Origin of the sequence: Psychrobacillus sp. NPDC096389 (assembly GCF_044762855.1) — a bacterium.
In the GTDB taxonomy this organism is placed as follows: Bacteria; Bacillota; Bacilli; order Bacillales_A; family Planococcaceae; genus Psychrobacillus.
The window spans coordinates 954,350-970,075 of record NZ_JBIWFB010000001.1 but is presented as its reverse complement, the minus strand read 5'-3'; the positions used below and the strand labels follow the sequence as shown (position 1 = coordinate 970,075).

Sequence of the window (15,726 nt, the reverse complement as noted above, 5' to 3'; positions counted from 1 at the left end):
TTATTTACCCCCTTTTTCATTCATCAAATCTTCTTTGTGAATATGGTAACCATGATCATCTTTTAATGAACGAACAGCCATAGAAGCTGCAGTGATTGCTAATCCAAGAACTAATACCGGAACAGCCCACTCTTTTTCACCATGATAAAGTGCTCCAAAACCAGCAATAAAGAAACCAAATGTCATTACGAAAGGAACAAATGAGTTGTTTGGCATATGGATATCAGATAGAGGCTCTGCATATGTCATACCTTCTTTATTACCTTCTTGTTTTTCAATCCAGAAAGGATCAAGTCCACGAACAAGTGGAGTTTGTCTAAAGTTATAAAATGGAACCGGTTGTGGAATAGCCCACTCTAATGTACGGCCATCTTCCCATGGATCATTTCCAACTGGTACATTTTTAACAGCCGTAATAATGATGTTAATAACAAGAATAATAACACCTGCTGCCATGAAGAACGCTCCGACAGAACTGATTAAGTTGAATAAATCCCAACCTTGGTTCGCTCCAAACGTAAATACACGACGAGGCATCCCCATTAATCCTAAGAAATGTTGTACGAAGAATGTTAAATGGAAACCGATAAAGAAGAACCAGAAAGTCCATTTACCTAATTTTTCGCTTAGCATTTGGTTAAACATTAATGGCCAATATAGATGTACCGCAGCTAAAATTGCAAGCACAACTCCACCTACGATTACATAGTGGAAATGGGCAACGATAAAGTAAGAGTCATGTAATTGATAGTCAAGAGGTGCAGCCCCTTGCATAACTCCTGTTACCCCACCTGCTACGAAGGATGGAATAAATCCTAAAGCGTACAACATTGGAGTCGTAACTTTAATACTTCCTCCCCAAATCGTCAGCAACCAGTTAAAGATTTTCATACCGGTAGGAACAGCGATTGCCATTGTAGCTACTGCGAAAATAGCATTTGCTGTAGGTCCTAAACCAACTGTAAACATATGGTGAGCCCAAACCATGAATCCTAAGAAACCGATTAATACAGTCGCAAATACCATAGATGAGTAACCAAATAGACGTTTACGAGCAAAAATAGTGAAAATTTCCGAGAAAATACCGAAAGCAGGTAATATTAAGATATATACTTCAGGATGTCCGAAAATCCAGAATAAATGCTCCCAAATAATTGTATTACCACCCATTGTATGGTCAAAGAAGTTTGCTCCGAACATACGGTCAAGGATTAAGAAGAATAATCCGATTGTAAGTGGTGGGAAAGCAAATAATATTAACGCACTTGCAACAAATGTAGTCCAAGTGAATAATGGCATACGCATATACGTCATACCTGGTGCACGCATATTAATAATCGTTACAAGGAAGTTAATACCACCTATGTAAGTACCAGCACCAGCTATCTGAAGACCAATGGCATAAAAGTCAATACCATGACCTGGTGAAGCTAATGATAACGAAGCGTAAGAAGTCCACCCTGCATCAGGTGCGCCACCCATAAACCAAGATAGGTTAAGGAATAGACCACCAAATAAGAAGAACCAAAAACCAAGTGAATTTAGAAATGGAAACGCAACGTCACGTGCACCAATTTGAAGTGGCATAACTGCGTTCATAAATCCAAATAATATTGGCATGGCCGCAAGGAAAATCATCGTTGTTCCGTGCATTGTAATAATTTCATTAAACAGACCAGCACTAACAAAATCGTTATCTGGCTGCGCTAATTGAATACGAATTAGCATTGCCTCAATACCGCCGATTACGAAAAATAATCCACCAGCAATGAGGTACATGACCGCGATCTTTTTATGGTCGACTGTTGTTAAATAGTCCCATAAAGTTGCGCCAAAGCCCTTTTTTTGTGCGATTGAACTCACAACTTTAACCTCCCTCATAATTATCTATTGAAATTATTTTTCAATAGATAGTCCCATTAAATATTCTGCAAGAGCATCTAATTGCTCTTCACTAAATTTTTTACCATCGTTCAGTTGTTCAGGTTGAGGCATTAAGTTACCCGGTTTATAGCTTTGTGGATCATTAATCCAGTTTTTTAGATTCTCTTCTGTATGTTCCATGAACCCTGCAACACGATTACGGTCTCCAAATGCCGCTAAGTTAGGACCAACACCACCGGCAGAACCAGCAGCCGAAGTTGCATGACATGCGATACAGCTTGTATTAAATATTTCTTCACCTTGAGTAGCAAGTTCACCTTCTGCAACAGCTTCTGTTGTTTTAGCTGACTCTACCCAAGCATTAAAGTCGGTACGACTCAATGTTTTTACTTTGAAATCCATTAAAGCATGTGATGGCCCACAAAGTTCCGCACATTTACCATAAAATACGCCGTCTTTTAATCCCGCAGATTCTTTATCAAATTCTAAATAGAATTGGTTGACGTTTTCTACGTTTGTATCTAATTTACCACCAGCTGCTGGGATCCAAAATGAGTGTTTAACATCCGCTGCTTTTAAGTTAAAGTATACTTTTTCCCCTGTAGGAACTACAAGTTCTTGAGCTGTAACTACACCTAGATCAGGATATTCAAACTCCCACCAATATAATTTTGCAGTTACATTGACTGTAACAGCTGTTTTGTTTCCGTCTGCGTCCACGTGGTCCATCGCTGATACATCCGCGTGTTTGTAAGTATAAATTACAGTTGGAATAGCAAGCACGATTAATAGAAGAATTGGAATAACTGTCCAAATAACTTCAAGTGTGTGACTTCCTTCTACTTGTTTTGGAATCACATTTTCTCCAACTTTTTTGCGTCGGAATTTCACTATTGCAAGTACATAAATAATTACTACTACGATAACAACTAATGTCATAATACCAGTAGATAGAAGTAGTAAATTAAATTGATCTCTTCCGACTTGTCCAGCAGGTGTAAGCGTTGATAAATATTCCTCGCCACAACCCGATAGGAAAATCGTAAGAGCTGCTAACAGTGAAAAAAGTCGCCATTTTTTAAGCCCTTTCATCATAGCTAAATCAAACCCCTCTTTCATAGTTGTATTCATGTGCATTTGGACGGTCGTACTGTTTTATATGAATTCTTGTTGACTAAAAGAAAGAATCCCAATAGTTAAATGAAAATAGAAAAGATAATCATGGATACAAATAGAATCGTCATATAGTTTAACGAATAGACAAACATACGAGTAGACCATTTAATATCATCTTCTGCACGAAAGCCTTTAATAGATAGCAATAACCAGCCAATATTAAGTACTGTCGCTAACACAATAAAAATAATTCCTAAATCCAATAATAAGAATGGTAACGGGAACAAAAGTAAAATCCATAACAGCATAGAAACTTTAGTACGTTTGAAACCCTTTACAACAGGTAACATTGGAATGTTAGCTGCACGATATTCTTCCGTTCGCTTCATTGCAAGCGCATAGAAATGCGGTGGTTGCCAAGCAAACATTATTAAGAACAATGCAAGCGCACCAAAACTGAGACCTGGTTCTACTGCTGCCCATCCAATTAATGGAGGAATAGCACCGGAAATACTACCTACTACCGTATTACTAACATGTTTTCTTTTTGACCACATTGAGTATAAAACAACGTAACTAATAATCCCCGCCAGCCCCCAAACTCCCGCAGAAGTTGAAGCCATAAATAACAAGATTTCACCTACAATTAAAAATGAAAAGGAAGTTATCAGCACGGCCGATGGTGTAAATCTTCCAGTAACGGTAGGTCTACCTTTCTTGCTTTTCATGACTGGGTCAATATCACGATCGATATAGTTATTCATTGCCGCAGATCCTGCAATTATAAGTGCTGCGCCAAAAAGCGTATAAAATAACAAATCTAAATTATGCAGAAAATTGACATTAGTAATTTGAAAAGCTAGCCACATTCCAGTAAACGTCGTTACTAAGTTGGAATTGACTATTCCAATTTTAATAAGCGACAGAAAATCTTTCAAAAAAGAACTGGATACTGGTTCCTTTTCAGCTTCGGTAGTAGCGGTTAATGAATGACCATTTGACATGCTGCGCCCTCCTTTCAAAATTGTAAGCATATTCCGCTACCTTTTACTATATCGAAAATCCTTTCCAATTTCTATAGTGAATAAAGATTTTCGCATAATAAGTTCTATAAAAATGTAAATTTCGATAGAACATATCCATAGTAAATCATTTTTTGTCGTTATTTGTGAAGGTTCGAGCACGAATTTATGAACAATTTGTGAAATGCCTTTATCGTTCTATGGTGTTCAAAGTATATACATTGTAATTTTTCTCATGTTTCGATATTATCTAGTAGCAGATACCGTCTTTTATAGACGAACAAGATACATAAAGTGGGTGGCGCATTGCACATTAATAAATATTTAAAAGCCCTTGCTATCGCTTCTACAGTTGGTATGTTGCTCATCCTTTTGGGTGGAGCACTAGTTACCAAAACTGATAGCGGCATGGGTTGCGGACGACATTGGCCTGGTTGTAATGGACAACTTATTCCAGATGTAATTACACCAGAAGTATTAATTGAATTTTCACATCGTCTTGTGACAGGAGCTGTCGGCATCTTCATCGTTGCTTTAGCTGTTTGGGCTTGGCGTTCCTTAGGACATGTGCGTGAAACAAAATTCTTATCTTTCATGGCAGTCTTTTTCTTAGTATTACAAGCTCTCATTGGAGCTGCACAAGTGAAATGGGGACAAGGAGATTTTATCCTCGCACTTCACTTCGGTATTTCTCTTATTTCATTTGCTGCTGTTTTGTTATTAACTTTACTTGTATTTGAAGTCGACCGTAAATTCGACACGGATAAAATAAGAATAGGTAAAACACTGAGATTTCATACAATTGGTATTACACTTTATTCTTATGTTGTCATTTATACAGGTGCACTTGTACGACATACAGAGTCTAGCTTAGTTTGCCGAGATTGGCCATTATGTCGAAATGATGAATTTACACTGCCGACAAACTTGTACGAGTGGGTACAAATGGGACATCGGGTTGCAGCTGGATTGATTTTTATTTGGATTCTCATTACTGCAATTCATGTTATAAAGAATTATAAAGATCAACGCGCAATATACTGGAGTTGGATTATTGCACTTATACTAGTAACATGCCAATTAGTATCTGGAATGTTTGTTATATTAACGAGGTTAAATTTGTATATAGCATTATTGCATTCATTGTTTATATCATTACTTTTTGGATTACTATGTTATATGATTCTATTGTTATCTAGAAGTAGAGCGAAAAATTAAGTATATCTTTTTTTCCTGTTCCCTAATAAACAATAGAATAAACAAATAATAGGACACTTCTTGTTTCGAATTGAACAAGCAGTGTCCTTTTTGTCTATGCTTCGGGATGCTGGGTCGTAAGGTAGCCACGAGCCTGCGCGCTATAACAAATATTTCCGAGCTATTCATTTGGTGAAGATTGACCAATAAAAAATGAGTCAGATTCTTCGTCGTCTCACTTCAAGTAAACTTGTTGTTATAAGAATTAGTTGCTTTCATCTACAATTTAGTTGCCCTTGCGCTGATTTTAGTTGCCTTGAGTGTATAACTAGTTGCTTTCGCTGCCTAGTTGGTTGCCCCTATCCATTTACTGGATACACTCAATGGAAAAATTAGAAAAAAATATTGTTTTGAGCGAGTCGCCTTTGAAAAAGCAAGCAATTTCTATTGATTTTCGCGGAAAGCGTCCGATCTGCAACGAAAATCAGGTCAGTAAGCCGCACTATTCTCTAAAAGCATCTACTACAAATCTTCTAATTATAAGAAAAAGGCTGTTGGACAATGTATGTCCAACAGCCTTTTTTCTATTCTTTATCCATTACGATTAACAAATCTCCAGTTGCAATAGCTTCACCAGCTACTACGTGAATCTCTTTAATGACACCATTATATGGTGCTTGTACGGTTGTTTCCATTTTCATCGCTTCAGTTATAAGCAAATGCTGACCTCTTTTTACTTTGCTGCCAGTATCTATTGCAACTTTTAATACAGTTCCTGGCATCGTTGCGCCGATATGGCTTTCGTTTGTTAAATCTGCTTTTTGTTTTGCTAAGTGACTTACTTCAATATTCATGTCTTGAATAATTATTTCACGTGGTTGACCGTTTAATTCGAAATAGATGACGCGGTTACCGTCTTGGGTTGGTTCACCAATCGAAACTAATTTAATGATTAAAGTTTTCCCAACTTCGATCTCTACTTCGATCTCTTCTCCAAGTCTTAAACCATATAAGAATGTAGGTGTATCTAAAACAGACACGTCTCCAAAATTCTTTTCTGTCGCACTATATTCTTCAAATACTTTTGGATATAAAGTATAGGCTAAAATCTCTTGGCTAGTGACAGGACGCCCTAGTTGATTAAATAATAGCTCTTTAACTGCTTTAAAATCAACTGGTTCTAGTAGCTCTCCTGGACGTACAGTAATAGCTTGACGGTCTTTCAACACTACTTTTTGAAGCTCTTCAGGGAATCCGCCAAACGGCTGTCCAATATATCCTTCGAAAAACTCAATTACGGAGTCTGGGAAGTCAATTGTTTTTCCTCTTGTAATCACTGACACTTCATCCAAATTGTTTTGTACCATGAACAAAGCCATATCCCCTACAACTTTAGAGGAAGGTGTAACTTTTACAACATCACCGAATAGTAGGTTCACACGGGAATACATTTCTTTTACCTCTTCCCATCTTTCTCCTAGCCCTACCCCTTTTGCTTGTTGTTGAAGATTACTATACTGTCCACCTGGCATTTCATGTACATAAATTTCTGTATGTGGACTCATCATGCCACTTTCAAAGTCTTGGTAATATTTCCGTACATCTTCCCAGTAATAAGATACCTTTTCAAATGCATCAATATCTCCAATAACTTCTCTTCCAGAGCCTGCCATCGCATAACTCAAACTGCTTGCACTTGGTTGTGAAGTCAAACCAGCCATAGCGCCTAGTGCAGTATCGACAATATCTACTCCAGCATCTATTGCTTTTGCATACATATAAATTCCATTTCCGCTCGTATCATGAGAATGTAAATGGATCGGCAAATCGACTGTACTTTTTAGCTCGCTGATCAAACGATATGCGGCTTCCGGTTTTAATAAACCAGCCATATCCTTAATCGCTAAAATATGAGCTCCTGCTGCTTCTAACTCTTTTGCCATATCTTTATAATACTGCACTGTATACTTGGCTCTAGAGTCATCTAAAATGTCTCCTGTGTAACATATAGCTGCTTCTGCGATTTTTCCGGATTGTCTTGTAGCATCAATAGCAACTTCCATTCCTTTTATCCAGTTTAAGCTGTCGAATATTCTGAATACATCTATACCTGCTTCTGCAGATTTTTGAATAAATTCTCGTATCACATTATCCGGATAGTTTTTATATCCAACTGCATTTGCCCCTCGGAATAACATTTGGAATAATACATTTGGAATCATTTCACGCATTTTTAATAATCGATCCCATGGACTTTCTTTTAAGAAACGATAGGCAACGTCAAAAGTTGCTCCTCCCCACATTTCAAATGAGAATAGATTATGCAATCCTTGAGCAGATTCTTTCGCTATCCCGAACATATCATGAGAACGCACGCGAGTTGCAAGTAAAGACTGATGTGCATCACGGAATGTTGTATCGGTTAATAGAACGCCTTGTTGCTCTTTCACCCACTTTATAACCCCTTCTACGCCTTGCGTTTCTAGGATTTGCTTTGTTCCAGCCGGTGGTGCAAGTGAGATATCTACATTCGGTTTTCTTGGCATTCCAAATACAGGTTTGGATTTTTGTTCTACACCAGGGAAGCCGTTCACCGTAACATTGCCGATATAATTTAATAATTTCGTACCACGGTCTTTTCGATTTGGAAATAGGAACAACTCAGGTGTGGAATCTATAAAACTAGTATTAAACTGTCCTGAAATAAAACTAGGATGTTTCACAACTTTTTCTAGGAAAGGAATATTCGTTTTAATACCACGAATTCTAAATTCCTGTAAATTTCGGTCCATTTTTGCTGCCGCTTCTTTAAAAGACATACCCCAGGTAGAAACTTTTACTAACAAGGAATCATAATAAGGAGTAATAACTGCTCCTTGGAAGCCGTTTCCTGCGTCTAAACGAACACCAAATCCGCCTCCGGAACGATACACCATTAATTTTCCTGTATCTGGCATGAAGTTATTTAATGGATCTTCAGTTGTTACTCGGGACTGTATAGCGAATCCAAAAAGAGGAATATTCTCTTGACTTGGAATTCCCATATCCTCACTATTTAAGGCTAAACCATCAGCAATTTTAATCTGCGCATGTACGATGTCTACACCAGTGATCATCTCTGTAATCGTATGCTCTACTTGAATGCGCGGGTTTACTTCGATAAAGAAGAATTCATCTTCTGTCACTAAAAACTCTACAGTTCCTGCATTTATGTATGATACATTTTGCATTAATTGAACAGCAGCTTGGCATATTTTATTGCGTAATTCAGGACTAAGTGAATTCGAAGGAGCAATTTCCACTACCTTTTGATGCCTTCTTTGAATAGAACAATCACGTTCATACAGGTGAATTAGATTTCCGTGCTTATCCCCTAGAATTTGAACTTCAATATGCTTTGGTTCAAATATAAATCGCTCCACATATACCTCGTCCGAACCAAAAGCGGCTTTTGCTTCCGATTTAGCACGTTCGTATGCACTTTCCAAATCATCTTTCGTCTGTACAACACGCATCCCACGACCACCGCCGCCCAAGGAAGCTTTGATCATAAGTGGGTAGCCATGTGCTTCACCAAATTCCCGGACTTCCTCTAAGCTTTGCACTGGGCCGTCACTACCTGGAATAACCGGAATACCAGCTTTTACAGCCTGCTCACGAGCCTTCACTTTATCTCCGAACATATCTAAATGTTTAGAAGTAGGACCGATAAATATAATTCCTTCTTCTTCACAACGTTTAGCGAATTCTAAATTTTCAGATAAAAAACCGTAACCTGGGTGAATGGCATCCGCTTTACTCTCTTTTGCGATACGAATGATGTCCTCAATATCTAAGTATGCATCAATCGGTTTTTTGCCTTCCCCAACCAAATACGATTCATCCGACTTAAAACGGTGAAATGCACCGCTATCTTCTCTCGAATAGATCGCTACGGTACGCAAATTTAATTCCGTACACGCGCGAAAGATTCGAATAGCAATTTCTCCCCTATTTGCAACGACGATCTTTTTAATATTTTCCATCCAGTGGCACCCCTTATTCTTTTGATTTTTCGTGCTTCACAAACATAGATACATTCATTAAAATCCCTATTGCAGCAGATAACAGTATGATAGAAGTACCTCCGTAACTAATAAAAGGAAGTGTTACCCCGGTAAGCGGGATTAATCCTAGCATTCCACCTAGGTTAACGAATGTTTGAAAACCAATTATACTGGCAATACCTGCTGCAATCATACGGGCTTGCGGATCTCTTGTAGATAAAGCAATTGAAATTCCTTTAAATACCAGAAAGAACAGACCACACATCACAATTAATACACCGATGAGTCCAAGTTCTTCCGCAATAATAGCCATTATAAAATCTGTATGAGGTTCAGGCAAGTATCCAAACTTTTGATTGGAGTTTCCTAAGCCTAAGCCTTTCAAACCTCCGGAGCCTATTGCAATATATCCATTTACAATTTGATAACCAAAACCTAGTTCATCTTCAAAAGGATGCAAGAAAGCTCCCAATCGACCTAGACGTTTTTCCATTTGTAATTGGTCTTTCATTATATAAATCACAAATAGACCCATTAGTATAACTATACCAATTAATCCGACAAGTTTGGAAAAAGATTTTAGTTTAATTCCGCTCGCTGCTATAACAGAGATTGCAACGAAGCTGATTATCATTGTATTTCCAACATCTGTCTCCATCATGATGAGTACAAATACAAAGAATAAGACGATCAATGGCGGACCTACAGATTCATTTAACTTATCCAGCGTGCCCTTTTCGTATTTTTTTGTGAAAATTCCAGCAAAATATAATACTATTACTATTTTTGCAATTTCCGAAGGTTGAATATTCCCAAAACCTAAATGAATCCAACTCTGAGATCCACTTTCTCCGCCTGTTCCGATAAAATGCACTAGTATTAAAAGTATGAACATAACTATTAGCATAAGTTGCATCATTGCTCTACTTTTATAATGCTTATAAGGGAAAAAAGCTGCTAAAAAAAACATTGGAATTGCGATTACTAGATTTTTTATTTGTTTATCAAAAAAGTAATCAGGCTCTCGATCATAATTAAGCACAGCCCAACCCATACTAGCACTGTAAATCATCACTAATCCAAATAAACTTAATGCTAAATACACAAAAAATAACGGGTAATCAAAGTTTTTAAAAAATCGTTTTAAATATGGAATCATGTTAAAACCTCTATTTCTTCCATTAGAAAAAAAAACTCAAACAGTAAGCTTCGTTTGAGTTTTAAAATTATTTTTCTGTATGGATATCATGTAAAACGGATAACTCTTGTTCTAGTGAAGCAATTATTTCTCTTCCTTCACTTTTCTCTAAAAGTCCAAGTTTGACCGCAAAATCTATTTCGCGTGATAATCCAAACATTTGAGTATCCAAAACCTCTTCGTAAAGCGGACATTGAGGCATAGTTAAGTTGTCCATTTGCACTTTTATTAGCTGCGCAATCTTTTCCGCATCTTTCTTTAAAAGCTCTAATGCTTTTTCTTGATACGAAAGTTGTATTTTAGTATCCATGAGGACGCCCCCATTATTTTGATTTCTAATTGTTTACCTCCCTAAAGTGTATCTTTTGATGAACAAAAAAGCAAGTGTTCTCTCATCTTAGTTTAGAAAAAAGTGAAATATTCTTTAGATATTTTCATTTTAGCGATATACTTAGTTTGATAAGAGAGATTAGAGGAGGCAATTTCGTTGGAATTTATTATCCCTATTAAAGGTGCTGTGAAATTTACTATTACACTAGATCCAACAGTTTGGATTTTTGATGATCGAAAAATTGATTTAGATGAATTTTTCTCAGGAGAATATGAATATGAAGATGAGTTAGAGGAGTACACAAAAGTAACTTCCGCTCACTGGTCACGCGAAATTATAGAAGGCTCTACAGTTCCTCCTACTTTACAATCAGAAAAAAAATACGAGCGCACAAAAGTATTAACAAGTACTTACGGTGTCGAACTAAAACCATTTATCTTAAATGCAGAACCGCTACCTGAAGCTTCTACCCTAATTATTGAGACTACAGAAGGTGAACATACTATACCAATGAGCGAATTAGATACGCTATTACTTAAATTTAGTCATAAAGGGAAACCTCTTCGTGAAGATGGTCCTGTGCATATTATTAAAAAAGATGGTTCAAATATTAATAATCCGATTAAATTGGTTTCTGCATTTCGTATTGAATAGGAGTTGACTTATATGAAAGTACAATGTGTCATATGCGATCGAATAGACATACTATCGGATGATTTACCATTAGCAAAAAAGCTAAGGAATCGACTCATCCACACATACATGTGTCCGGTTTGTCACGACCGCATAGAAGAGAAAACGAACGCTCGGCTAGCAACAGGAAAGTTCATTTTCTACAAAACATCCAAACTAATCGAGAATGAGTTTTAACTACCAATAGACCACTACCTGTTTTAAAGTACCAGGTAGTGGTCTATTTTATATTATAGGTGAAATGCGGCGTAGTAAGAAGCTAGCCAACCGAGTATGGCAAAGTTTATGGAATGTTTCTCCTAAAATGTGTCGAAACTATCGTAGTCTCACTACAAGTAAACTTGTTATTATATGAATTAGTTGCTTTCACAGGCAATTTAGTTGCTCTCGAGCTGAATTGGTTGCTTTCGGCGTGGCATTAGTTGCTTTCAATGAACGATTTTTGAATTAGAATAAAAAGTGGACATGTTAAAACACGACCTTCATACTAAAAGAAAATTAAGGGAGCGTGTTTGTGATGGCACTAACAAGTAAAGAAATGCGTGAATATCTAGTGAAACTAGTAGTGGAAGATGGAAGAAAAGCGACAGAACTGGGCTATGAACATGGGATAAACCCGGCAAGAATACGTGCCTGGGTAAGAACCTTTAAAAAGAATCAGGAGCTTGCAAGTGATGTCCAGCTTAGTTCTTCCACAGAATTAAAGAAACGGATAGCAGAGTTAGAGAAGAATGAAAAAGAATTAAAAGAGGAAAATGAAATCTTAAAAAAGGCCATGCATGTCTTTGCCAAAAGCCACACGTGATATTTCAGTTCATAGAGGAATATCAACAGGAATTTCGCGTAGTGAAGATGTGTAAAGTATTAGAGGTTTCTAGCAGTGGCTATTACAAATGGATAGAAGAAAAAGAGAAAAGAAAAATTATACACGAGGAAAAAGAAAGAATGGACCAACTGATTCGACAGTCCTTTATCGAAAGCCAGGAAACTTATGGCAGCCCACGAATCGCAAGGGAATTAAAAGCACGGGGAATTCCAGTGTGTGAGCGGACAATAGGAAAACGAATGAAAGAAATGGGGCTCCGGGCGACGCCCAAAACCCCTTATGTAGTGACGACCGATTCGAACCATAAGTACCCTATCTATCCGAATTTGCTAGAGCGTCAATTCATGGTGGACACGCCTAACACAGTATGGGTGACAGATATAACGTATATCTGGACGATGCAGGGTTGGCTTTATTTGGCGAGTGTAATGGATCTGTTCTCCCGAAAAATTGTCGGATGGAGCATTGCGGCAACGATGAAAAAAGAGTTGCCATTGGAAGCCCTTAAACAAGCGATTATGCTAAGAGAACCGGGTGAAGGGCTCATCCATCACTCGGATCGTGGCGCACAATATTGTTCTAATGAATATAGGGAGCTATTGAACGAAAGGAAAATGAAAGGAAGCATGAGTCGCAAAGGAGATCCTTATGACAATGCCTGTATCGAGTCCTTCCACGCAACGATCAAAAAAGAGTTGATCTATCGGTTTAAATGGGAGACGAGAGAAGGAGCCATCCAGGCAATTCGTCATTATATCGACCAGTTCTATAACACGAGAAGAAGGCATTCGACGTTGGGTTACGAGAGTCCCGTAGACTTTGAAAAAGCGTACTCTAAAAGTCTACTTTTAGCTGCAGGTTGATTAAACGGTAGATGGTGGAAATAGGATAGGTACGGTTTTGACCTATCCTATTTTCACCATCAGAGCAAGCGGTAGCGCGGTAGTGAAAAAAGAAAAAGTTGTGATTTAATATGTCTACTTTCTTTACAGAAGACCAATTTGTTGACCTAAGCCATTTACTGGGTGTATCAGTTCGAAAAAAGCAGGAGTTTTTTTACAATTCAATACTGAATAAATAAGCAGTTTCCCTATTACCCAAAAAACAAAGCCCAACTACTTTTAAGTAGTCGAGCTTTGTTTTTTTTCAAGTCGTAAACGAATCTTATAAATGATTAAGATGAGCGCTGCCACGATTAATCCTTCCACTACAGGAAGGAAAAACGCTAAAAACGTTAACATCAAACATCCTAAGAATAAGAATACGTAAATGACTATATTTTGTCCAACACGCAATTTTTTGGCAAATCCTAGCTTGTACACAAGCACGGATAGCAAGAAAATTGTCAAAAATAATACATAACCCGCTATGTCGTAATTTGGAGTTATCTCATAGATAAACTTCGATATACTAGACATTCTACCAAATACGAATTGCTGTTCTTCCAAGGTTATTCACCCTTTTCTGATTCTATTCAAGTTCTGCATTTTTTAACTTTTTCGTCACACGTTCACGTTCATTTTTCTCTAGAATTTGTTTACGTAGACGGATTGACTGTGGTGTTACTTCTAAATACTCATCATCACCTAGAAACTCAATTGCTTCTTCAAGCGTTAAAATACGAGGTCTTTTAATAACGTTTGTTTGGTCTTTGTTAGCAGAACGAATATTTGTTTTTTGTTTCATTTTAGTAATATTGACCGTAATGTCATTATCACGAGTATTTTCACCAACTACCATACCCTCGTAAATTTCAGTACCAGGTTCTACGAATAGTGTACCACGGTCTTCAATTTGCATCATCCCATAAGTTGTCGCTTTACCAGTTTCCATCGAAACAAGTACGCCTTGGTGACGTCCACCAACACGACCTGAAACTACTGGTTGGTAGCTATCAAATGTATGGTTAATGATACCAAAACCTTTTGTTAGAGACATAAACTCAGTAGTGTATCCAATTAGTCCACGTGCTGGAACCATAAAGATTAAGCGAACTTGACCATTTCCATTATTGATCATGTCCGTCATTTCACCTTTACGTGTTCCCATGGATTCGATAATAGAACCTACGCTATCTTCTGGTACATCAATTTGTACTCTTTCGATTGGCTCACATTTTTTACCATCAATTTCACGAATAATTACTTTTGGTTTCGATACTTGAAGTTCAAAACCTTCACGACGCATATTTTCGATTAAAATCGACAAGTGAAGTTCCCCACGACCTGATACAATCCATGCATCTGGAGATTCTGTATCATCGACACGTAATGATACATCCGTTTGAAGTTGAGAACGTAAACGCTCTTCTACTTTACGAGAAGTGACCCATTTTCCTTCACGACCAGCAAATGGTGAGTTATTTACTAAGAATGTCATTTGTAAAGTTGGTTCATCTATACGTAATGGAACCAATGCATCTGGATGGTCTGTCGGACAAACTGTTTCCCCTACATTAATTTCTTCCATACCAGATACAGCGATTAAATCTCCTGCTTTAGCTGATTGTACTTCTACACGTTTTAAGCCGAAGAAACCAAATAATTTGGTTACACGGTAATTTTTAATAGATCCATCTAGTTTCATCAAAGAAATTTGTTGACCTACCTCAATCGTACCGCGGAATACACGACCGATACCAATACGACCAACGTAGTCGTTGTAATCTAATAACGCTACTTGGAATTGTAGTGGTTCATCTGAGTTATCAATTGGTGCTGGAATAGCTTCGATAATTTTTTCGAATAGGCATGCCATGTTTTCTTCTTGAGAAGCTGGATCTGGATCTAATGAAGCAGTACCGTTTACACCAGAAGCATAAACAACAGGGAATTCTAGTTGATCTGCATCCGCATCTAATTCGATAAATAATTCTAATACTTCATCCACTACTTCTAATGGGCGAGCAGAATCTTTGTCCACTTTATTTACTACGACGATTGGTGTTAACTTTTGTTCTAATGCTTTTTTCAATACGAATCGTGTTTGTGGCATACAACCTTCATATGCATCAACAACTAATACAACTCCATCTACCATTTTTAGAATACGTTCTACTTCACCACCGAAGTCGGCATGTCCAGGTGTATCTAATATATTAATGCGTGTACCATGATAGTCTACAGCTGTGTTTTTAGCTAAAATCGTAATTCCGCGTTCACGTTCGATGTCTCCAGAGTCCATCGCTCTTTCATCTACATGCTCATTTGAACGGAATGTACCCGATTGTTTTAATAATTGGTCGACTAATGTCGTTTTTCCATGGTCAACGTGTGCTATAATTGCAATGTTTCGTAAATCTTGACGTAATTTTGTCATATTTCCACTCCATATTCTTTTTTCGAGTCCATAACTGTGTTATTATATCACAAGTGGAACTAAAGTAATATTATTTTTTTATCATTTTCTGGGGG

Annotated in this window: 11 protein-coding genes and 1 pseudogene; 4 read left to right on the top strand and 8 right to left on the bottom strand. The window is 37.4% G+C overall.

Annotated elements, in window-relative coordinates:
- From ACIQ38_RS04520 to cyoE, 3 genes are all read right to left on the bottom strand, one after another.
- Nucleotides 1-1,863 carry a cbb3-type cytochrome c oxidase subunit I gene (locus tag ACIQ38_RS04520; protein ID WP_402818582.1) on the bottom strand — a complete coding sequence of 621 codons (1,863 nt, stop codon included), beginning with the start codon at nt 1,861-1,863 and terminating at the stop codon, nt 1-3.
- A 33-nt stretch (nt 1,864-1,896) separates the two neighbouring features.
- Nucleotides 1,897-2,979 (bottom strand): cytochrome c oxidase subunit II, encoded by a 1,083-nt coding sequence (gene coxB / locus ACIQ38_RS04515; RefSeq protein WP_402818579.1) that lies wholly within the window; start codon nt 2,977-2,979, stop codon nt 1,897-1,899.
- A gap of 101 nt (nt 2,980-3,080) precedes the next feature.
- Nucleotides 3,081-4,004, bottom strand: a complete 924-nt coding sequence (gene cyoE / locus ACIQ38_RS04510; protein WP_402818576.1) for a heme o synthase — start codon at nt 4,002-4,004, stop codon at nt 3,081-3,083.
- Between the two features lie 324 nt (nt 4,005-4,328).
- On the opposite strand from cyoE, the gene ACIQ38_RS04505 reads away from it, so the two are divergent.
- On the top strand, nt 4,329-5,240 hold the full coding sequence (locus tag ACIQ38_RS04505) for a COX15/CtaA family protein (RefSeq protein ID WP_402818573.1): 912 nt from the start codon (nt 4,329-4,331) through the stop codon (nt 5,238-5,240).
- Nucleotides 5,241-5,803: 563 nt separating this feature from the next.
- Here ACIQ38_RS04505 and pyc read toward each other — a convergent pair.
- The 3 genes from pyc to ACIQ38_RS04490 all read right to left on the bottom strand — a co-directional run bounded on the left by pyc (nt 5,804) and on the right by ACIQ38_RS04490 (nt 10,773).
- Nucleotides 5,804-9,244 carry a pyruvate carboxylase gene (gene pyc, locus ACIQ38_RS04500; RefSeq protein ID WP_402818570.1) on the bottom strand — a complete coding sequence of 1,147 codons (3,441 nt, stop codon included), beginning with the start codon at nt 9,242-9,244 and terminating at the stop codon, nt 5,804-5,806.
- Nucleotides 9,245-9,257: 13 nt separating this feature from the next.
- On the bottom strand, nt 9,258-10,424 hold the full coding sequence (locus tag ACIQ38_RS04495) for an FtsW/RodA/SpoVE family cell cycle protein (protein ID WP_402818567.1): 1,167 nt from the start codon (nt 10,422-10,424) through the stop codon (nt 9,258-9,260).
- Nucleotides 10,425-10,491: 67 nt separating this feature from the next.
- On the bottom strand, nt 10,492-10,773 hold the full coding sequence (locus tag ACIQ38_RS04490; protein ID WP_402818564.1) for an Fpa/YlaN family protein: 282 nt from the start codon (nt 10,771-10,773) through the stop codon (nt 10,492-10,494).
- Between the two features lie 177 nt (nt 10,774-10,950).
- On the opposite strand from ACIQ38_RS04490, the gene ACIQ38_RS04485 reads away from it, so the two are divergent.
- From ACIQ38_RS04485 to ACIQ38_RS04470, 3 genes and pseudogenes are all read left to right on the top strand, one after another.
- Nucleotides 10,951-11,448, top strand: a complete 498-nt coding sequence (locus tag ACIQ38_RS04485; RefSeq protein ID WP_402818561.1) for a peptidyl-prolyl cis-trans isomerase — start codon at nt 10,951-10,953, stop codon at nt 11,446-11,448.
- Between the two features lie 12 nt (nt 11,449-11,460).
- A complete protein-coding gene (locus ACIQ38_RS04480) occupies nt 11,461-11,664 on the top strand; it encodes a YlaI family protein (RefSeq protein WP_142537607.1) in 204 nt (67 codons plus the stop codon).
- A 340-nt stretch (nt 11,665-12,004) separates the two neighbouring features.
- Nucleotides 12,005-13,176 (top strand): annotated as a pseudogene (locus ACIQ38_RS04470) (IS3 family transposase).
- 258 nt (nt 13,177-13,434) lie between these two features.
- On the opposite strand, the gene ACIQ38_RS04465 reads toward ACIQ38_RS04470, so the two are convergent.
- Together ACIQ38_RS04465 and typA are read right to left on the bottom strand one after the other, a co-directional pair.
- Nucleotides 13,435-13,761: a YlaH-like family protein gene (locus ACIQ38_RS04465; RefSeq protein ID WP_402818552.1), complete on the bottom strand. Its 327-nt coding sequence runs from the start codon at nt 13,759-13,761 to the stop codon at nt 13,435-13,437.
- A 22-nt stretch (nt 13,762-13,783) separates the two neighbouring features.
- Nucleotides 13,784-15,631, bottom strand: coding sequence for a translational GTPase TypA (gene typA / locus ACIQ38_RS04460; RefSeq protein WP_402818549.1), 1,848 nt, complete (start codon nt 15,629-15,631; stop codon nt 13,784-13,786).
- Nucleotides 15,632-15,726: the final 95 nt, after the last annotated feature.